At 44.4% G+C, this 19,598-nt stretch carries 21 protein-coding genes; 7 read left to right on the top strand and 14 right to left on the bottom strand.

The window, feature by feature from the left end; all coding sequences use genetic code 11:
* Positions 1-116: 116 nt before the first annotated feature.
* The 3 genes from BKB51_RS14060 to BKB51_RS14050 all read right to left on the bottom strand — a co-directional run bounded on the left by BKB51_RS14060 (position 117) and on the right by BKB51_RS14050 (position 3,233).
* Complete coding sequence (locus BKB51_RS14060; protein WP_085901724.1) at positions 117-1,334, bottom strand: NADH:flavin oxidoreductase/NADH oxidase family protein; 1,218 nt, start codon at positions 1,332-1,334, stop codon at positions 117-119.
* An 87-nt stretch (positions 1,335-1,421) separates the two neighbouring features.
* Positions 1,422-1,733, bottom strand: a complete 312-nt coding sequence (locus BKB51_RS14055; protein WP_085901723.1) for an ArsR/SmtB family transcription factor — start codon at positions 1,731-1,733, stop codon at positions 1,422-1,424.
* Between the two features lie 123 nt (positions 1,734-1,856).
* The gene (locus BKB51_RS14050) at positions 1,857-3,233 is read right to left on the bottom strand and encodes an MFS transporter (protein ID WP_085901722.1); all 1,377 of its coding nucleotides are present in this window, start codon (positions 3,231-3,233) and stop codon (positions 1,857-1,859) included.
* A 280-nt stretch (positions 3,234-3,513) separates the two neighbouring features.
* On the opposite strand from BKB51_RS14050, the gene BKB51_RS14040 reads away from it, so the two are divergent.
* Entirely contained in the window at positions 3,514-5,766 is a 2,253-nt protein-coding gene (locus BKB51_RS14040) for a methyl-accepting chemotaxis protein (RefSeq protein ID WP_085901720.1), read from the top strand.
* A gap of 55 nt (positions 5,767-5,821) precedes the next feature.
* Here the strand turns inward: BKB51_RS14040 and BKB51_RS14035 are convergent, their stop codons facing one another.
* Positions 5,822-6,445: a LysE/ArgO family amino acid transporter gene (locus tag BKB51_RS14035; protein WP_085901719.1), complete on the bottom strand. Its 624-nt coding sequence runs from the start codon at positions 6,443-6,445 to the stop codon at positions 5,822-5,824.
* Between the two features lie 118 nt (positions 6,446-6,563).
* Positions 6,564-7,211, bottom strand: coding sequence for a glutathione S-transferase family protein (locus BKB51_RS14030; RefSeq protein WP_085901718.1), 648 nt, complete (start codon positions 7,209-7,211; stop codon positions 6,564-6,566).
* Between the two features lie 204 nt (positions 7,212-7,415).
* Between BKB51_RS14030 and BKB51_RS14025 the strand changes: the two genes are divergently transcribed.
* Positions 7,416-8,312: a LysR family transcriptional regulator ArgP gene (locus BKB51_RS14025; RefSeq protein WP_085901717.1), complete on the top strand. Its 897-nt coding sequence runs from the start codon at positions 7,416-7,418 to the stop codon at positions 8,310-8,312.
* 87 nt (positions 8,313-8,399) lie between these two features.
* Complete coding sequence (locus tag BKB51_RS14020; RefSeq protein ID WP_085901716.1) at positions 8,400-9,203, top strand: class I SAM-dependent methyltransferase; 804 nt, start codon at positions 8,400-8,402, stop codon at positions 9,201-9,203.
* A gap of 60 nt (positions 9,204-9,263) precedes the next feature.
* On the opposite strand, the gene rlmN is transcribed toward BKB51_RS14020, so the two are convergent.
* The 3 genes from rlmN to BKB51_RS14005 all read right to left on the bottom strand — a co-directional run bounded on the left by rlmN (position 9,264) and on the right by BKB51_RS14005 (position 11,902).
* Positions 9,264-10,484: a dual-specificity RNA methyltransferase RlmN gene (gene rlmN, locus BKB51_RS14015; protein ID WP_085901715.1), complete on the bottom strand. Its 1,221-nt coding sequence runs from the start codon at positions 10,482-10,484 to the stop codon at positions 9,264-9,266.
* Positions 10,485-10,714: 230 nt separating this feature from the next.
* Positions 10,715-11,260, bottom strand: a complete 546-nt coding sequence (locus BKB51_RS14010; protein ID WP_125911846.1) for an invasion associated locus B family protein — start codon at positions 11,258-11,260, stop codon at positions 10,715-10,717.
* Positions 11,261-11,368: 108 nt separating this feature from the next.
* Entirely contained in the window at positions 11,369-11,902 is a 534-nt protein-coding gene (locus tag BKB51_RS14005) for an RNA methyltransferase (RefSeq protein ID WP_085901713.1), read from the bottom strand.
* A gap of 160 nt (positions 11,903-12,062) precedes the next feature.
* Between BKB51_RS14005 and BKB51_RS14000 the strand changes: the two genes are divergently transcribed.
* From BKB51_RS14000 to BKB51_RS13990, 3 genes are all read left to right on the top strand, one after another.
* Complete coding sequence (locus tag BKB51_RS14000) at positions 12,063-13,115, top strand: asparaginase (protein ID WP_245813282.1); 1,053 nt, start codon at positions 12,063-12,065, stop codon at positions 13,113-13,115.
* 129 nt (positions 13,116-13,244) lie between these two features.
* Positions 13,245-14,501 carry a class I SAM-dependent methyltransferase gene (locus tag BKB51_RS13995; protein ID WP_218044041.1) on the top strand — a complete coding sequence of 419 codons (1,257 nt, stop codon included), beginning with the start codon at positions 13,245-13,247 and terminating at the stop codon, positions 14,499-14,501.
* Positions 14,502-14,582: 81 nt separating this feature from the next.
* Positions 14,583-15,524, top strand: coding sequence for a DMT family transporter (locus tag BKB51_RS13990; RefSeq protein ID WP_085901711.1), 942 nt, complete (start codon positions 14,583-14,585; stop codon positions 15,522-15,524).
* 20 nt (positions 15,525-15,544) lie between these two features.
* On the opposite strand, the gene BKB51_RS13985 is transcribed toward BKB51_RS13990, so the two are convergent.
* The 3 genes from BKB51_RS13985 to BKB51_RS13975 form a co-directional block, all read right to left on the bottom strand.
* Positions 15,545-16,213, bottom strand: a complete 669-nt coding sequence (locus BKB51_RS13985; RefSeq protein ID WP_218044040.1) for a substrate-binding periplasmic protein — start codon at positions 16,211-16,213, stop codon at positions 15,545-15,547.
* 162 nt (positions 16,214-16,375) lie between these two features.
* A complete protein-coding gene (locus tag BKB51_RS13980) occupies positions 16,376-16,750 on the bottom strand; it encodes a YkvA family protein (RefSeq protein ID WP_085901709.1) in 375 nt (124 codons plus the stop codon).
* A gap of 59 nt (positions 16,751-16,809) precedes the next feature.
* The gene (locus BKB51_RS13975) at positions 16,810-17,121 is read right to left on the bottom strand and encodes a 4a-hydroxytetrahydrobiopterin dehydratase (RefSeq protein ID WP_085901708.1); all 312 of its coding nucleotides are present in this window, start codon (positions 17,119-17,121) and stop codon (positions 16,810-16,812) included.
* 186 nt (positions 17,122-17,307) lie between these two features.
* Here BKB51_RS13975 and BKB51_RS13970 point away from each other — a divergent pair, with 186 nt between their 5' ends.
* Complete coding sequence (locus tag BKB51_RS13970; RefSeq protein WP_085901707.1) at positions 17,308-17,739, top strand: metallopeptidase family protein; 432 nt, start codon at positions 17,308-17,310, stop codon at positions 17,737-17,739.
* Positions 17,740-17,760: 21 nt separating this feature from the next.
* Here BKB51_RS13970 and BKB51_RS13965 read toward each other — a convergent pair whose 3' ends face one another.
* From BKB51_RS13965 to BKB51_RS13955, 3 genes are all read right to left on the bottom strand, one after another.
* The gene (locus tag BKB51_RS13965) at positions 17,761-18,345 is read right to left on the bottom strand and encodes a uracil-DNA glycosylase family protein (protein ID WP_085901706.1); all 585 of its coding nucleotides are present in this window, start codon (positions 18,343-18,345) and stop codon (positions 17,761-17,763) included.
* Between the two features lie 176 nt (positions 18,346-18,521).
* Positions 18,522-19,070 carry a PAS domain-containing protein gene (locus BKB51_RS13960; RefSeq protein WP_158090237.1) on the bottom strand — a complete coding sequence of 183 codons (549 nt, stop codon included), beginning with the start codon at positions 19,068-19,070 and terminating at the stop codon, positions 18,522-18,524.
* Positions 19,071-19,195: 125 nt separating this feature from the next.
* Positions 19,196-19,564, bottom strand: a complete 369-nt coding sequence (locus tag BKB51_RS13955; protein ID WP_085901704.1) for a VOC family protein — start codon at positions 19,562-19,564, stop codon at positions 19,196-19,198.
* Positions 19,565-19,598: the final 34 nt, after the last annotated feature.

The following is a 19,598-nucleotide window of genomic DNA, read 5'->3' as shown; positions in this document are numbered from 1 at the left end:
ACGGGGTAAAAACACAGCGCGTCACAGTTCTGTGACGTTAGCTTGAGCGAATGTCAGTGCTTTGCTGATGCTTGATTAGCCTTCTCAGTATTTACAACACACGAGTTCAAAAAATGCTATTTCCCCCGCGCCTTAAGAACTCTCTTAGTTAAATTCTGCATATCAACAAGATAACGTTCATGACCATCAACAATAGGCAACGCAAGATTTGAATCACCAACAGTTCCATGAAGCGACAACTGATGGCAGAACCAATTCAAGACAGCACCTCGGGGCAATTTTCCTGCCGGAGGAAAATCTCGTTCCATAGCTGGTGCCATATCGATTAATCCCTTTAATAGTTTTTCAGGAAATTCAGGATCAATAATGAACGGACGCCCCATCCCTATCAGATCCGTCGCCCCACTAGATAACGCATTATCCATTACTGCACGTGATCGAAACCCACCTGTTACCATGATAGGAATATTAAGTGATTTTTTGATATCACGGGCGTATTCCAAAAAATAAGCCTCTCTAGCAATTGTACTCTCTTGCCTTGAAGTATGTTGGTAAGAGACTGGTGTTTCAAAATTTCCACCTGATATCTCAAGAAAATCGATACCTTCGCCCTGAAGCATTTTAGTAACTTCAATGCTATCTTCGTGACTGAACCCGCCTTTTTGAAAATCAGAAGAATTGAGCTTAACAGCAACAATAAACTGCTGCCCAACTCGCGCACGAACGGACCGGATAACAGAAAGCAAAAGTCTAGCACGGTTTTCCAGCGATCCTCCCCAATGATCATCACGTGTATTAATTCTGGGCGATAGGGATGAGCTCAACAGATAACCATGAGCAGCATGAATTTCCACACCATCAAACCCGGCTTCTTTCGCAAGCCATGCAGATTCAGTAAATTGTGTGATTACTGTTTCAAGGTCAGTATCTGTTGCAGCTCTCGGCTCTCCATATCCAGGGAGATCTAATCGAATATTCGACATTGAAATTGGATGCGCATTTATGGTGTCAGGTGTTTGCCGACCAGCATGAGCCAGCTGTGCCAGAATATAAGCGCCACCACTTTTAGCCGCTGAGGTTAACTTTTTCATACGATTGATATCAGTATGGTGGTCCAAAACAACATTTCCAGCGTGTTCCAGATGCCAACGGTCAATTGGTGTGTTCCCGGTGATCAAAAGACCAGCCCCTCCTTTCCCCCACCGATGAAATATATTGATCAAACCATCAGACGGATTATTGAAGTCATCTCCCAAAGCCTCTGACATCGCTGATTTTACAATTCGATTGGGCAATACTGCACCGCTTGGCAGTTTTAAAGAATTTGCAATCATTTCAACCCTTTTTTCTGAATATCTAAATTTCTCGATATTTATACTTAAACTCAACACACCAGATTGGAACCTTACGATAAAATCACACTAGGAAAGCTCTTTCCCAATTGCGCCTAAAAATGCTTGGATACTCTTTTCATCACGACGGAAAAAAGTCCACTGCCCATGACGTTCAGAAATCACAAGCCCGGCCTGCTTTAACAGATTCATATAGCTTGAAATCGTAGATTGTGATAATCCGGCCTTCTCTTGAATGTAGCCAACACATACACCTTCCAGATCACTATGCTCTGGCAACGCAGGCGGAAAGTTTGACCTATCTTTAAGCCAAAAAAGAATATTGCGTCTGACTGGGTTATTCAGCGCGGCAACTATTTTTTCTATTTTATCATAATCCATATATCGAAATATATCGATATTTTATCTTATGTCAACACAAATATTCAAGAACACTTCCTCTAACAAGATTATCCGAAACAAAATAACCTTAAAGTATTCCGCAAAAACCTATTACCTTAGGGTTTAATTTCTATTTGGCCAAAGTTCATGATGACTATCAATTACAAAGGCATGCTTATGTATCTGTCTGGGATGATAATGGGGGTGACGATGTGGTTCCGGGCCTTCCCATCCCTCATGGTCGTGTTGATGATGTTCATCATGTGTATGCAGATGTAAATGAGACACTTCAGGATGCACATGAGTTAACACAGCACTATCCTTTGCCGGCCAAAGGGCAATTGCACCGATCAAACCACCCAAAACACCTGCAGCACTGACAAGGAACGTTTCTGATAGTCCAAAATATAAGCCCAACCAGCCCGCTGCCGGATAGGTAATAAGCCAACAGGCATGCGACAAGGCAAAGTGGCTGGCAAATAATGCGGGGAGATCCTGCTTATGAGCAGAACGTTTTAATAACAAACCACCCGGCGTTTGGATCAGGGAAGTCCCAGCCCCGATCAAACACCAAACAATCAAAGCAAGGCTATAGGTCAGTTCCAAAGAGCCCACAATAAGGGTGGCTAGCAAGACCACGGCCCCCAAAAGCATAATGGATCTCGGCTCAAACTCATCGAGTATTTTCCGCAAGCTCAAGGCCACACACATCGACCCCAGGCCTGCTGCACCAAGAAACACGGCGACATCACTTTCACTGCCGCCAAGGACTTCACGCACATAAACAATGGTATTTACAATGACCATGACACCAGCTGCTGAAACAGCAAAACTCAAGGCAAGCAAGCCCCGTAATCGAGGTGTCGCAAGATAAATTCTTGTCCCCCGAGATACTTTCCTGAAGAAGTTTCTTTCTTCTTCCGTTGCCTCAACTTTTGGCAAAACAACAGAGACAACAAGAAAAGCAGAAGCCAGGAAACCAATGATTGTTCCCATGAACAACCAATGAAAGCTCATAATCGATAACAACAACCCGGCAAAAAGTGGGCTCAATAAAGCTTCGAGATCATAAGCCAGACGTGAAAGCGAAAGAGCTTTTGTAAAATCGCGCTCTTCCGGCAAAACATCAGGTATCGTCGCCTGAAAAGTCGGCGTAAAGGCGGCAGAGAATGACTGAAACAAAAAAACCAATAGATAGATTTGCCAGACTTCAGTCACAAACGGCAAAAACAATACCATCCCTGCCCGACATAAATCCAACGTTACTAAAAAGCTTTTACGCGGTATTCTATCCGCAAATGCGCCAACAACGGGAGCAATCCCAACATAGGCAACCATTTTAAGTGCCAGCGCAGTCCCTAAAACAGCTCCGGCATTTGCCCCCGCCAAATCATAGGCAAGAAGACCAAGCGCCACCGTTGTTAGTCCGCTGCCCATAAGAGACAAAATCTGAGCGGCAAACAAATTTCGGTAAGTCTTGTTGTTTAGAACAGTGAGCATAATAAAGGTCTTACAGAATGATAGGCTTGCCTTTTATATTATCCTCCCAGGGGGGATACATCAAGAATCCTTTCTTAAAGAAAGCGTAAGAAAGAAATTCTTTAATAAATACGATAAAAAATACAATGATAATAATTATTTGTTTTTAAACAATTATTTTATTAATTTGCAAGAAAATCAAAAATTTTAACCATCGTGACAAATTATTTACCTTTTGCCCTTTAAGCTTCTGGCCAGAATTCAATAAATGCGAAGATTGTGCGGTTAAGGAGTAAGAAGTATGGACGTCCCGACTACTAAAAATTCCCATGAAGAGGACGGAAGGGAAGATCAAATAAACAACATACCTGATCCAGACTTGACCGATGATCTCACAACTGAGGGTGACGATACCGAACAAAACACTCAAGAGAGAACTGACACCGCTCAAACCACAGAGAAAGCACCACACATAAAATTTGGTATTGGTAAACGCCTGATACTCTCATTCGGTGTTGTTGCTGCCATGACAATTTTGGTGAGCTTCATCAGCTGGTACAACTTAACAAAACTCTCCGCAACTCAGGAAGCCCTGACAGAAGAAACTGTTCCAGCCATCACTGCCGCTCTTAAACTTTCAGAAGAGATATCCAGATTGGCTGCAACAGCACCTCTTTTGGAATCAGCGGCAGACACAGCACAAAGAGATCAAAGATTTTTAGAATTACAGAGCTCTATTCTGTCTGCACAAGGCTACCTTTCCAGTTTAGGCGAATTAAATGTTAGCCCTGAAACCCTTAACAATATCCAAAAAAGCCTCGGCGACATTGGTCCAAAAATTGATGAGCTTCGCGAGCTCGGGAATGAAAAACAGGCTTATGCACTACGTCGAGAAGAACTCGGCAAAGAACTCTCTTCCTTCCGTGCTCTTGTTGCCAAAGAAGTTTCACCACATTTAATAAAAGTCAGGCTTGGTGTTATTGATGGTGAAGGCGAACCACTCCAGCTTTTCCAACTGCAACAAGGCCTTCTGGATTTTAAAGGATCAACCAATCTACTTATCGGCCTTCTTGCAGAAGGCGGACAAACCAATAGCTTGCAAGATATTGAACAAATAGAACAACTCTTCCTGACATCTTTAGGGTCCATGGCGACACCGCTTTCAAAACTCGCCCAAACTCAAAAAGTTGATAAGCTTTCCGAGCTATTCCAAAGCCTGCTCACTCTTGGCAGTAAAGGCGATCTACAAGACAATATCTTTGCTCTTCGTAAAGCAGAACTAACTGCGCAAAACAAAAGCAATACAATTATGGAAGAAACCAGAGCAATCGCAGAAAACCTGTCAGGTCAGATAAGCGAACTGGTTAATAATACTGAATCTGGAATTGCTGCCACAGCAAAGGAAAACAAGGCCTCATCACAGCAAACTGAAATCATTATGATTGCCCTTGCTGCCGCAGCTTTAATTGTATCCGTGCTAATTGGTTGGCTATATGTCGTGCGCTCGTTGCTAAGACGTTTGATGGGGCTTGTACAGGCCATGGAAAAGATTGCTGATGGGGATCTCACCACACGCATAATGCGCAATGGTAATGATGAAATCAGCAAAATGGGTTTTGCTCTGGCAGAACTACGTAATGTTTCAAGAGAAGCAGAAGCTCTAAAGCAAGAGCAAGAACTCAGCCAGGCACGCATAGAGGAAGAAAAGCGCCTTAACGCGGAAAAGATGGCAAATGATTTTGACGCCTCTGTCGGCTCATCCATTGGCATTCTTTCCAGCAATGTCACTGTAATGCGTGATCAAGCTAAAGAAATGCAAAGCCTTGCTGAAGGCTCGCAAAAAGAAGCACAGGAAATCAGTGGCGCAAGTGAAGCCATGTCTAATGATATTTCCACTGTTGCCGCAGCGACCGAAGAACTCTCGGCATCAATTTCTGAAATTTCCAATCTGGTGAACAAATCAACCGATTGTTCAAACAGTGCGGTTGAACGTGCTGCAACAATGAACGGTAACATTTCACGCCTTAATGAAGGATCACAAGAGATCGAAAATGTTATCAGCATGATCAGTGGCATTGCCGAGCAAACAAACCTTCTTGCCTTGAATGCAACCATCGAAGCGGCACGCGCTGGCGAAGCTGGCAAAGGATTTGCTGTTGTTGCTGCCGAGGTAAAGAACCTCTCAAACCAGACGACATCCGCAACAGAAGATATTCGCTCTCTGATTGGTAACATTCAAAGCGAAATTAGCAGCGCTGGCGATGCGGCAGAACAAATTGATAACGTCATTAAAGAAATCAATGATATCGCCGGCGGAATTTCCACCGCTGTTGAAGAACAAGGCGGTGCGACGCGAGAAATCAGTCAGACGGTTAATCAATCTGCAAATAACTGTTCGGTCATTGCAGAACGCGTGCAAGAGGTTTCAACAGCTTTGAACCAGACTAATCAATCCATGGGACAGGTCATCGATGGCGTCCAGAAGATTGATGAAGAAAGCTCTCTGTTAACAGAAAATGTGGATCAATTTCTCAATTCGGTTCGCGGACAGTAACATCATGATCAAATCTAGCCCCAAGCATCTTTTTTGCTTGGGGCTTTTTCCTATCCTATGACAGAGCTTGTATTACCAATGACAGTGCAATTGCCCACATGACGATGCCGATAAAACTGTCAAGAATACGCCATGCAATCGGCCGCTTGAACAAGGGAGCCAACCATTGCGCACCCAAGCTGAGCGAGAAAAACCAGACAAAAGATGAGACAACAGCCCCCAATCCAAACCATATTCTGGTCTCCACTGGATATTGCCCGCCAATAGATCCCAACAGGATCACCGTATCCAGATAGATATGCGGGTTAAGCAAGCTAACAGCCAGAGTCGTTAGCACCGCTTTGATAAGAGTATCAGGTCCCCGATCCTGCTCAGCAGTCAGAACATCAGGATTTAAAGCTGATCTGAAGGCTTTCACCCCATATACAAAAAGAAAAAGAGCACCACCCCAGACAGCAAAATCCAGGAGCAAGGGGGTTGATGTGATCAGCACCCCCATACCAGCGACACCAATAGTTATCAGTAACGCATCAATAAGGCTGCAGAGAGAGGCAATAAGATATTGATTATTACGGCGAAGTCCCTGGGTGAGAACATAAGCATTCTGTGCCCCGATCGCGATAATCAACCCGGCACCAATGCCCATTCCTTTTAAAAAGGGTGCAACAATCCCGAACATTATCCCATTCCTGCTAAATCAATTAAAGCCACTGAGTGCTGATCTCAGTGGCTTTAATTTAAGCAATCACACGAAACAAGTAATGCTAATAATATTTATACTACATAAATATTTCTAATTACGCTTCATCTTCCTGCACAACCCAGGGCTCAGCCATTCCTGCCTTTTCCCATTCCTGCCAAGCGGGGAGCGCTGTCATTGCCAAAGAATAGCGTTTAACAACGGGATCATCACTTAACTGATACTTGGCTATGCGGTTCACAACCGGAGCAAACATTGCATCGGCATTACAGAACTCACCAAAAAGAAAAGGGCCACCTGACTTTTCCAAACAATCGCGCCAGATATCAACAATACGCCCGATATCTTTATGGACGCCTTCAGAAACATTGATCGCTTCTTCCTTGCGACGCATATTCATGGGACACTCTGCTCTTAGAGACATAAATCCACCATGCATCTCATTGGCAATACATCGGGCTATCGCACGGTCAGATTGTTTAGCAGGCCACAACCCCGCATCAGGAAACTTCTCTGCGAGATATTCAAGTATCGCCAAAGATTCCCAAACAGTTAGCTCTCCATCTTTTAGAACAGGCACTTTTTTGGTTGGAGAAAACTCTGCAAAATGCTTGTGTCCGGTAGCTTCATCAAATTGAGAAAAAACCTCTTCAAACTCAATTCCTTTCACCTTCAGAGCAATCCAGGGACGTAAAGACCAGGATGAATAGTTTTTGTTGGCAATAATCAGCTGTATTTCTGACATAACGACCTCTCCAGATAAGCCTTGAGGGGAAAAATAGTATGAGTGTTCATACTATGATCGACAAATACCTTCCTCGCCACCCACAACACAATAATTGGCAGAACTTGTCTGGCTTTTGTCGTTATTCGACACACCTTTTCAGCACGCAAAAAGCAGCTTACAATAAATCTTATGAAACCATATGAATATTAGCAGAACTAATTTATGTTTGATTATCGACAACTCGCTACGCTCAACGCCATTTTGGAAGAAGGTAGTTTTGAAAAAGCCGCCCAGAAACTGTTTATTACGCAATCCGCAGTCTCACAGAGGTTACGACAGCTCGAAGACAGTCTTGGGCAAACTCTCGTGGTTCGGGGCACCCCGCTAACAGCAACAACCTCTGGCCAGCGCTTACTTAAACACTATAAACAAGTAAGCCTGCTTGAAAATGAGTTGGATGAAGATCTCAAAAACCAGAATAGCGAAGGCTTTACCAGTCTCACCATCGGCTTAAATGCAGACTCCATCGGCACATGGTTTTTTGGTGCGGTTAAAGAGTTTACTGCAACAAATAAAATATTGTTGGAGCTCAAAGTTGATGATCAGGAACAGACCCATCACCTTTTACGAACTGGCGAAGTTCTTGGCTGCATCAGCGGTAGCCCCCTCGCTGTTCAGGGATGCCGCTGTATCCCCTTGGGGCAGATGATCTACCAGCCTCTGGCTTCACCAGAGTTTGTAAAACACTATGCACCAAAGGGCCTGAATAAAGACAATGCAGCAAACACCCCTGTTGCTGTCTTCAATCGCAAGGACCCTCTGCAACATCGCTATCTGGAACAAAAGTTCGGCATAACAGACTTCCCACACCACCTTATCCCGGCCTGTGACGGCTTTGTTGATGCTTTGCTCAAAGGCTTTGCCTATGGCCTTATTCCCAATCAACAAGGGCAGCCTTACATAGACAGCGGTGATTTGGTCCCGATAGACCCTGATCATAAAATTCCGGTTCCGCTTTATTGGCATATCTGGAACTTACACACCGACATGATGAAGGGCCTAACCAAAGCACTGGTTTCAGAAGCAAAGCGTGTGCTGACACCGCTTTCGGATTGTTAAGCTATTTAGTCTTGCAACCGGCCATGCTGTGACAGCATTATCACGACACATATTTAAATTATGCCCAAAGAATAAAGACCAAAACCAATGCAAGATCGCAAATTTTATACCGAAGCGAACCGTGTTTCCTGGAATGAAGCTGCACCACGGCATGAAGAGAAAAATCAGCGAACGCTGTTACAGGACGTCACACGACCTGATTTCAACGCTTTGGAACCCGAACTCAGAGAAACTTTGAACCGCTTGGATCTCAAGGGAAAGCGGGTGGCTCAAATATGCTGTAACAATGCCAAAGATTTACTGTCTGTTCTGAAGATGGGGGCTGGTTCTGGTTTGGGTGTTGATGCCGCTTCAGCCTTTATCGAGCAGGGAACCGAACTGATCACAGCAGCACACTATCAAGACAGAATGGAATTACTTGTCAGTGATGTCTACGACATTCCAGATCAGTATTCTGAACAGTTCGATATTGTCCTAACAACCGTTGGCGTTATGAGTTGGATGCCAGACCTCTCTGCATTTTTCAAGGTCATCCACAGCTTGATTAAACCTGGCGGATATTACGTAGCCGAAGAAATGCACCCTGTCCTACTGATGTATGAGGCTGATAATCAGGGCGTATCCAGGCCACTTTATTCATATTTCAAACAAGACCCCTGGAAAGATACCGACGGCCTGGATTACTTCGGGCACGTCGAATACGAATCAAGTCCCAGCTACAGCTTCCAACACAAGATGGATGACATTCTGATGGCGGGGATCAATCTGGATATGAGTTTAAACTACATCCGGGAAATTGATCGGGATATTTCAAATTTCTGTATGGATCTGGAGCACCAAGAAGCCAAACCGCCTCTTGGCTTTAATATGATCATGCAAAAACAGGGATAATTTTAGCTTTAGCCTCTCATGAAAAAAGGTCCGCACAAACGAACCTTTTCTTTAATTTTGCTATTCCGCGGCGCAGGGCTTTTTTGTTTTACGCTTTCTTTCGGATTCAGACTTTAGCTGACCACAGGCCGCAAGAATGTCTTCGCCCCGTGTGGTACGGATCGGTGCCGACACACCTTTTTCAAAAAGGTAATTCGAAAAACGGCGAATTTGATTATTCGAAGAACATTCGAAAAATGATCCCGGCCATGGGTTGAAAGGAATCAAATTAATTTTGGCCGGAATACCTTTTAGAAGCTGAAGCAGCTTCTTCGCATCTTCCATGGAATCATTCACATCCTTGAGCATGACATACTCAAAGGTAATGCGGCGGGAATTACTGACACCCGGATATTCACGGCAAGCATCCAACAGCTCTTTTAAGGGATACTTATTATTGATCGGCATGATCTTGCTTCTGGTCTCGTCATCTACGGCATGAAGAGAAATCGCAAGATTCACCCCCAGATCCACGCCACAGCGCCGAATTTCAGGCACAACACCAGATGTCGAAAGCGTAATACGCCGTCTGGAGATAGTCAGACCTTCCCCATCCATGACAATATTCAAAGCTGCCTTAACATTCTCATAGTTATAAAGCGGTTCCCCCATCCCCATCATCACGATGTTTGTCACCCTACGGCCGGGCGCAGAGCTCGGCCATTCTTCCATGGCGTCTCTGGCGTGAATAATCTGGGACACAATCTCATTGGGGGACAGATTACGAACAAGTGGTTGTGTACCTGTGTGACAGAACTTACAGGTCAGCGTACAGCCAACCTGTGATGAAACACAGAGTGTGCCACGATCATCTTCGGGAATAAAAACAGTCTCAACTTCATTTCCATCCGGAAAACGAAGGAGCCATTTGCGCGTTCCATCAACAGAGATCAGATCTTCTACAATCTCAGGACGCCCCACGACATATCCAGCTTCCAGCTTTTCCCGAAAGGGTTTACCCAGGGATGTCATCTCTTCAAAAGACGCTGCGCCGCGATTATAAATCCACTGCCACAGTTGTTTCGCACGAAACTTCGCTTCACCAAGGCTGAGAACTTCGGCTTCCAGCTCTTCACGGGACAGCCCGACCAGAATCTTACGACCATCAACTGAATGCGACGCAGGCGGCGCAAAAGCTTTCGCATGTCCTCTAGAGCCAGCATTGCTGTCTTGCGCACTCTTATCTTGCGCTTGAGCATTACTTTCTGCTGTGTCTTCTGTGATTTTCGGTGCTGTGGTCATAGCTCATCAATCCTTATGGCAGATATTTTATCTGCGATTGAGGCTTAAATAAAGCGAGTCACTGCCGGGTTCAAGCGGATTCGCCCTGCAGTAACTGCATAACAGCCGCTTACATTGGTTAAAAGTGCCCAAAGAACCCGAAGATATGAAGGTATTCGAAAAAACCTTATCAATCCTGTAGTGACTATTTTATTCCAGTAAGAATAGTCACACAGAGGGTATCGCAGATACTATTTTTTACCGCATGCCTGATTAATGGCGCGGTAAGCTGCTGAAAAACCACTTAAAGAATAGGTATCTTTGGTTTTTGTGCCACGGCCAGAAACACCACGTACAATAAGCTTGGATCCTTTGATCATCGCGTTGATAACCTTCTGGTCATCTTCTTGATTATAGGCCCAGGCACTGTCACCAGCGGTAAAGAATTTATAGCTGTTTTTACCAACACTGAGAGTTGCCTGAGAATCCGGGCGATAGCTGTAACCAGCCTGAATGGAAATCTCATCCCAGCGTTTTTCGCCAGCCCTGTGGGATACAACCAGATAGATATCGCCGCGCTTCTTGTACTTACCTTCAGCTTTTTTGGGAACCGAGTTCATAAAACAGACTTTATGACCATTTTCGGTATAGCTGTAAGAAGTCCAGTCCTTGTGCTGTCCAATAGCTTTAATTCCCTGGGCAGAGCTTGTCGTCGCAGTCAACGCGGACAGGCCGAAGGATACAGATACCATAAGAGCCATAGGAATGGCGGATTTCATCGACAATAGCTTACTCATTATCTTCCCAGTTATACTAATACTCTGCGCGGTAATATTTCTTAATTCTCACCACTAAACCATAAAATAGGTAATTCTAAGGCAGGTCTTTTAATTTCGTCCAGACTGTTACTCTTTTTTTGTTCGAATGATCTGGCCACCTTGAACATGTTTGGGCAAAGGAACAGCCTCGGCCCGTGGATTAACGGGACGCCCCGGGAACCTCCCCATGGAAATCAATCTGTCATAAAGCACAATTGCGCCCGCAACACCAACGTTCACACAGAACTTCATCGGAATTTTCACAATAAAGTCACAGCGCTCTTGCATTTCCGGCGACAACGATCCCTTTTCAGGTCCCAGTACATATGCTGCCTGCGTAGGATGGCGAAAACTTGGTAGCTCAATTGATTCGTCTGTAAGCTCAACACCAACCAACTGCACACCCTTTGGCAGTACCATTTCTTCAACAGAGTCAAAATTATAGAGCGGTAAAGTCTTTGCCGCATCCGAAGTATCAGATTGCTTAACCTGTTTTGCATCATAATGTGGTGCAACAGTAAAAAAGAAACTTGCCCCAAAGCTATGCGCCGACCGAAGCAGATTCCCCAGATTCATGGGTTTGCTGCCGCCCTCGACCCCCATGCCAAAAAATCCTCTCATGGTTCTCTCTGCCATAGTCTTAATTCAGGTCCTTCTTAAGCCTGTTAATCTTCATTATTTTGCGCCTATAATGCCAGCGCAAAAAACAGTGGGTGGTTGAGCCCCTCAGTTCAGAGTGCTTCTGAATTGAGCCTCATATTCTTAACATAAGAGTTTTCTAGTGTCGGATTTAACAAAAAACAACAGCTCATCCTCAAATGAGAGTCAAAATAACCCGATTATGGTCGAAGTGACCCGGGGAAATATGGTCGAAAGCATCCATCGTGCGTCTTATGCGGTTGTCGATACAGACGGAAAGGTTGTTTTATCTGGCGGTGACTACGAAAAAGTTACTTATGGACGTTCGGCCATTAAATGCATGCAAGCCCTTCCACTTATTGAAAGTGGAGCCGCGGATGCTTTCAATCTGACCGATGCAGAAATATCTATTGCCTGTGCCAGTCACGATGGACAACCAGAACACGTTGAAACCGTCAAAAAGTGGTTGGCCAAAATTGGCTGCACCGAGGACGATCTGGAATGCGGATCTCACCTTCCCTACCATATTCCCTCAATGGTCGATCTCTTGAAAAGTGGTGGTTCCGAATCAACCCTGCATAATAACTGTTCAGGCAAACACACAGGCTTTCTGACAGTCTGTAAGCAATTGGGCTACGATCTCAAAGGCTATGTAAAGTATGAGCACCCACTGCAACAACGCATCCTTGGCGCAATGGAAACCATGTGTGGCATGGATCTGGGCGATGCGCCCCGCGGCGTAGATGGGTGCGGTATACCAGTTATTGGTGCCCCCCTTGCCAATATTGCACTGGCAATGGCCCGCTTTGCAGATCCTTCAGATCAGCCAGAAGCCCGCCAAGAAGCTTGCCTGCGAATAAACAAAGCCATTGCAGCAGAACCCTTTATGATTGCCGGTTCAGATAGATTTTGCACAAAAATCGTCGAAGCAACAAAGGGACGTGCTTTGATCAAAACCGGCGCCGAAGGCGTTTACACCGGCATTATTCCAGAGCTTGGTCTCGGCATCGCTCTAAAAGCGGATGACGGTGTTACGCGTTCAGCCGAGACCGTTATAGGTATGATTTTAAGGCATCTGAAGGTCATCGACGATGCAACCGCACAGGCAATGAAGGACGTATTAGAACCTCCTTTGTTTAATCGTGCCGGCATACAGGTGGGTCAGGTTCGCGCAGCGCAGAGCGTTCGCTTCTAAATAAACAATGCCTCCTCTCTTAAATTATTTCCCTTAAGAGGGGAGATTTCTTTCAGTGAATAGCATACAACAGCCACCATTTATAAATCAGCCCCCCAGAAACCTTCCAGAGGAATCGGCTTGGCCAAGATGACCGTTCAACCCGAAGTACAAGATCAATACGAAGCCTATCCTTATCCGTCCAGAAATCCCGCGGATGAACAGAAACGCTTGATTACAGGCTCCCCAAGCAATCTCGCAGAACTCAATCACTATCTTTTTGCTGGTAAACGAGACTTCTCCAAGCCTTTTAGGGCTTTGGTTGCCGGTGGCGGTACAGGTGATGCAACCATTATGCTGGCGCAACAGCTTGCCGATGCATCAGAAGATGGAAAAGGTCAAGCGGGACAGGTTACCTATCTTGATCTCTCTTCGGCATCACGCACCATTGTTGAAGCCAGAGCAAAAGAACGCGGCTTAAACAACATAACCTTCCTGAGCGGATCATTACTCGATTTACCAAGTCTTGGCCTAGAGCCGTTTGACTACATAGATTGCTGTGGTGTCCTGCACCACCTCACTTCACCTGAACAGGGCTTGCAGGCCTTAACTTCTGTTCTCAAAGAAGACGGTGGCATGGGGATAATGGTTTATGGGGAATACGGTCGTGAAGGCGTATATCCAATGCAGGATCTTCTCCGCAGCCTCAGCAAAGATTGTTCTGGTTTAGCCGAAAAAGTAAAACTGGCCCGCCGCCTTTTGGAAAAGCTTCCTCCAACCAACAGCTTTAATCGCAACTCCTTTGTCATTGATCACAAAGCAAGTGATGCAGAGCTTGTCGATCTTCTTTTACACAGCTGTGACAGAGCTTACACCGTTCCTCAGGTTGCCGATCTTGTCGCGTCATCAGGGTTGGAGCTCGCAGCTTTTGTTGAACCAATTCGCTACAAAATTGATACTTATGTAAAAGACGCTAAACTTCTTCAACATGCCAAGGCATTAGCACCGATAGAACAAGCCGCTGTCGCTGAAAAACTTGCCAGTAACATAAAGCTTCACGTGTTCTATCTGTCTCACCAGAAAAATACCATTGCTGATCTATCGCAAGCAGAAAAAGTAATCCCTGTCTTCCGCGAAATGCAGCCTGATGTTATTGCCGAAAGCCTGAAGAAAACTTCCTCGCTTAAAAGTAATCTGGACGGTATTCCGCTCAATCTTCCATTACCGCGTCTGTCTGCTGCAATTGCAAAACGATGTAATGGTAAAAAGAGCCTATCCGAGATTTTTACAGAGCTAAAAGAACTGGATACACGATTGGAATGGGATAAATTTCTGCAGCAATTCAAAGAGTTTTACACTGTGTTCAATGATTTGAACCACCTGCTTCTAAGGTACGAAGATAATTGAAATTATTCACTTAAAACATGACAAGCTCTTTTGGGTGCAGTAGGCTTTAGGTCTTCTCTAGCCGCCAAGGCATCTGAATTTATGTCCCGCTTCAAAAATATACCCGCGCCTTTACAAGGTGCTCTTTTGGTCGTTCTTGCGACCTTCGGCTTTTCGGTTATGAATTTACTCGTCCGCATTGCCGCAGAAGAGTTACCCCTGTTCGAAGTCACTTTTTTCCGCAACTTCTTTGCCTTTATTTTTATGCTTCCCTGGATGCATAAGATTGGGTTCAAAGAGCTTAAAACAAAGCACCTTAAATTACATTTTTTGCGTTCCGTTGTTGGCATTTCTGCGATGCTTGTATGGTTTGCCTCTGTAAGCTGGCTTCCAATGGCACAGGCCGTGGCCTTAAACTTTACAGTTCCTCTTTTCGCAACAATTGGTGCGGCTCTTATTCTTAAAGAAGATGTTAAACTTCGTCGCTGGGGCGCGACAATTATGGGCTTTGTTGGCGTTCTCGTCATTGTACGGCCCGGGTTTGGAGACTTCAGCCCCTTATTATTTTTACCGGTTTTAGCCGCATTATTAATGGCCGGATCAGTCATGCTTGTTAAAACTCTTACCAAAACAGACTCTTCCAGTGTCACTGTTTTCTACACAACTATTTTTATGACTCTTTTATCATTTCTGCCTGCTGTTTTTGTTTGGGAATGGCCAAGTACCGATATCTGGTATGCCGTTATTGGGCTGGGGGTTCTCGGTGCTCTCAGCAATTTGCTGATTACCAAGGCACTTTCAATTGCTGATGCCTCTGCCGTTATGCCTTTTGATTATGCCCGCCTCCCCTTTATGGCCTTTATGGCTTTCCTGGCATTTGGAGAAATTCCAGACATATGGACCTGGATCGGTGGGGGTATTATCGCAACTTCAGCAATCTATATCGCACAACGTGAAGCAAGTATTCGTAAAAAAGCTGACGCGCAACTATCAAGCCGCAATACCGTCAAACCTGCAAGTAATGCTCCTCGAGGCACGTTATAAAGAGATAAAACGATCTATAATTAGCTTGGGTTTTGCGCCGTTTGTCTTTTCTGGATCCGATCCAGTGCATTTTGCCACTTCTGGACCGTTGTAAGCGGTGTGCTTTTGGAAAAAGCCAGATACATATCATATTGCCCGATAAAAGCAGCTTCACTTACAACGTCCACAGAAACACCCTCTTCCTTTGCCATATAGGCCATGTAAGCATCTGATGTTTCCAACAAATCGTATCGTCCCTTTAGTAATAAGAACAAAGCCTTGTTAATATTCACAATCTTGTTCAAATTTTGAAACTTTAGGGTCGTCAATAGCTCTTCACCAGCGCCGCCCAGTTGAACAGCAATGTCACCGACCCTGCGCGCCTGCTCCAGGTTCTCTTCGTTCGTCCCCTGATAAAGGCTCATGTTTTCTTTAACAGTATAAAGTCCAATACGAACGGTATAAATTGGACCAACCCATTGAAAAACATCTTCTCTCTTCGGCGTCCTGACGATCGAAAAAATACCAACATCTGGCATTTCCTGCGCATACTTATAGGCCCTCGCCCAGGGAAGAACCGTTATCTTGGGCTCTTCTCCGACTTCGCGCGCCAACTCTTTGATAATTTTTGGCCCAATCCCCTTTAGTTCATCATTTTCCAGATAATTATAAGGAGGAAAGTCCTCTGTATAAAATTCTGTCGCGCTCACATTTCCAATCATAAAAAAAGAAACGAGCCAACAGAATAACAACCTTTTAATCATACCTTTTTCCCTGAGTATTCTCAGTTTGTAATACTACTGTATGCTAAAAGAATTAGAAAATACCTAAAATCACACAAAAACTCGGTAAGAGCATCAACCAAGAGGCTATTAATCGTTCACATCAAGCCAAGCTTGCGCTTTCTCAGCATGTTCTTCCGTTATATGTTTCTTCACTGAATTTATTGCTGTAATAAGAACCGAGATATCATCTGTGAAACCAAAAGCGATAATAAAATCAGGAATTAAATCGGCAGGCACCACAAAATAAGCCAACGCAGCCATCAATATCGCTTTCGCTTTTAATGGGGTCTTGCGATCAGTCGCACAAAAATATGCTGCCAGAAGCTTTTCTGAAAAAGTTATTTTTAAAGCGACCTTTTTTAACTTCCTCAAAAAGCCTTTTTTAACAACTTTCTCATCCGCGCTCAGCAGAGCTGGCTCTGCGTCCTCGGGATCTGGTTTGCGAAGTTGAATAAATCTCATATCCCAAAGATGAGAGAGTAAAGGGACGATTACAACCCCTTTGCCCTTCCATAAGTTACTTAAACTTTAGACGCAAAAAGGTTCATTTTTTTGGCTAGCTCAACATCCAAGGCGGACAGGCCATCGCAATCATGTGTCGTCAGAACAATATCCACCTTGTTATAAACATTGAACCATTCAGGATGGTGCCCCATTTTTTCAGCAACAAGGGCGACGCGGTTCATAAAGCCCCAAGCCTGATTAAAGGTTTTAAAAGTAAAAACCTTGCGAATAGCATCCCGGTCACTTTCCAGAGTCCATCCCTCCAATTCCTGAAGAAGGTTCGTTCGTTCGCTATCAGACAGCTTTGTGGGAATTTTGCGTTCCGGCATAATTGATGATCCTGTTTTTCTGAAATTTGTTCTTTTTTTAACAATAGCATAGAATGGTTTTATAGATGAACGGTGATTGTGCAAAAAGGATCTTGGTTTTTCCTAAGGTCAGCCGACTGGACTTTAAGATTGACAGCGCCTTTGAATCTATGCCTATTGCCGTCCTCGGTTAACTGGATAGAAAAAATGGGCCAGCTTCATAACATAGAACGTTTTACGACTCCCCCAGAGATCAGTGATATAGAATCTCTGGCGCGTGAAGCCTATGCGCATATGCCTGATGAGCTCAGAGATGTCGCCAGTCAATTGAAGATAGAAGTTCAGGATTTTCCCTCAGAATACATGATGGAAGCTATGGACTGCGAAACACCTTTCGAGATTTTGGGTCTCTATCAAGGTGTCGACCGCCGATCCATGACACAGCAAAGCAGAGAATTGAACGAAGAAAAGGATACTGTTTTTCTTTTCCGTCGCCCTATCCTCGATTTTTGGTGTGAAAATGGCGAAGACCTGAACCAGGTTGTCCGTCATGTCTTGATCCATGAGATCGGACACTATTTTGGCATGTCAGAAGATGATATGGACAAGATGGAAAGCAGAACCGTCAGCCTTTCTTAAAGAAAGCTACCTTAAAAACTCTCAAATAAGTTTCTGCACCCGGTTGCGGAGTATAGGTAGCACATCGCTGTCAAACCACGGGTTTTTCTTCAACCACATAGCTGAACGCCAACTTGGATGCGGCGTGACAAAATAATCTGGTTGATATTCTTCCCAGGCTTTAACTGTTTCGGTTAGTGTTTTTTTCTTTTTCTTGCCCAGATAATATTTTTGCGCGTACTGCCCAACCAATAGCGTAATACTTAAATTTGGTAATGTGCCCAGCAGTTTATTATGCCACAAGGGGGCACATTCTAGGCGTGGGGGTGCATCGCCCCCTTTATCAAGCCTACCGGGGTAACAAAAACCCATTGGCATAATCGCAATTTTTTCCGGGTCATAAAAAATATCTTTCTCAATCCCCATCCATTCGCGTAAACGATCGCCAGAGGGATCGTTCCACGGAATACCCGTTTCATGTACCTTTGTGCCAGGTGCCTGCCCAATAATCAGGATTTTTGCCCTTGGAGAAATCTGAACAACAGGACGCGGTCCCAGAGGGAGGTCCTTGTCACAATGGCGACACTCTCGCACTTCCTTTAGCAAGCTTTCCAAGCCATCTTTCATTAAAGCTGCCTCTTTATCATAGAAGAGTTTTCAGCATACGTTTTTTATAACCGAAAGGAAGACACCAGCCTATCAACTCAATGTGACTTGTTTCCCGATGGCATATTATAAATGAAGGGTTTTGCGTACTTGTTCTTGGGGGACTGGTTTCGTTTATAGATAAAGAAACTTTCCAATCAGTTTTCCCCGTATACGTAAGCACCCATCAAGAAATCAACAGAAGTACCGTCCGTTGAAAGCGGAACAACAACGGATTGAAAATTTACATGTGGACGACCCACTGCGGCCATGGAACGATTAATTTCACACAAAGGTTCACAGCTCGAAATAACGAATTGGAATGCGTCCATATCCGCAACGACAACGCCTTGTTTTTCCAGATCACTTAGAAGCTCCCCCTTAACAGGAACGGTCAAGGTTTCCCGGACTTCTTGACCACAAATTCTAATTTTAAAATCTTTCCCGCCGTCAAGAACCTCAAAAAGCATAACTTTATTCAGCAACCCCCTGAGATCTAAGGGATCCATATCATCTTTACTGGGTAATTTTACGGAAACAGCTTTAGCATCTCTTCTCTCTTCCCAATACTCCAGGAAGCTCTTAAGAGGTTTTTTCAACTCGCTGGCATCAGCAGTTGCACGATGTAAAGGCGGAGATAACAACTCTTCCAATACCTTTATATTTATCCGGATTAAATTTTTCCCGGTTATTTTCAGTTGGAACAAGACAGCCTTGAGAACCAAAACTGCTGATCAAAAAATCATGATCAAATTGACAACAAAATTCAAGGTCAATTATATGAAATATAAGCGAAATTAATTTTCGTTACACCTTCGAAACGAAAATTAATTTATCCATCTTTCTTCTGCATGAATTCTAAACGATTGCCTACGGCATCATCTGCATAAAACCTTTTGTAACCTTCCAGATTATTGTCCCACTCGACAACCACATCATGAGCGGTCATTTTTTCCGCCAAGGCATCCAGATCTTCCAAAAGAAAAGCAGGATGCGCTTTTTTTGCTGGATGAAAATCCTTATCAACTCCCAAATGGATACGAAAAGCATCTGTGCGAAACCATACTCCACCCCGTCCGGCCAAACTTTCAGGTTTTGGCTCCTCTTGCCACCCAAGGATCGTGCCATAAAAAGATCGGCACACATCCTCACTCCCGGCAGGAATAGCTAACTGCACATGATCCAGACTTAACCAATTCAAAGTACGTCCCCTCAAGTTATGAAATCCGGTCAAA

Origin of the sequence: Kiloniella majae, assembly GCF_002118315.1 — a bacterium.
In the GTDB taxonomy this organism is placed as follows: Bacteria; Pseudomonadota; Alphaproteobacteria; order Kiloniellales; family Kiloniellaceae; genus Kiloniella; species Kiloniella majae.
Note: the sequence above shows the minus strand (reverse complement) of the source record. Positions and strands in the feature narration are given on the sequence as shown.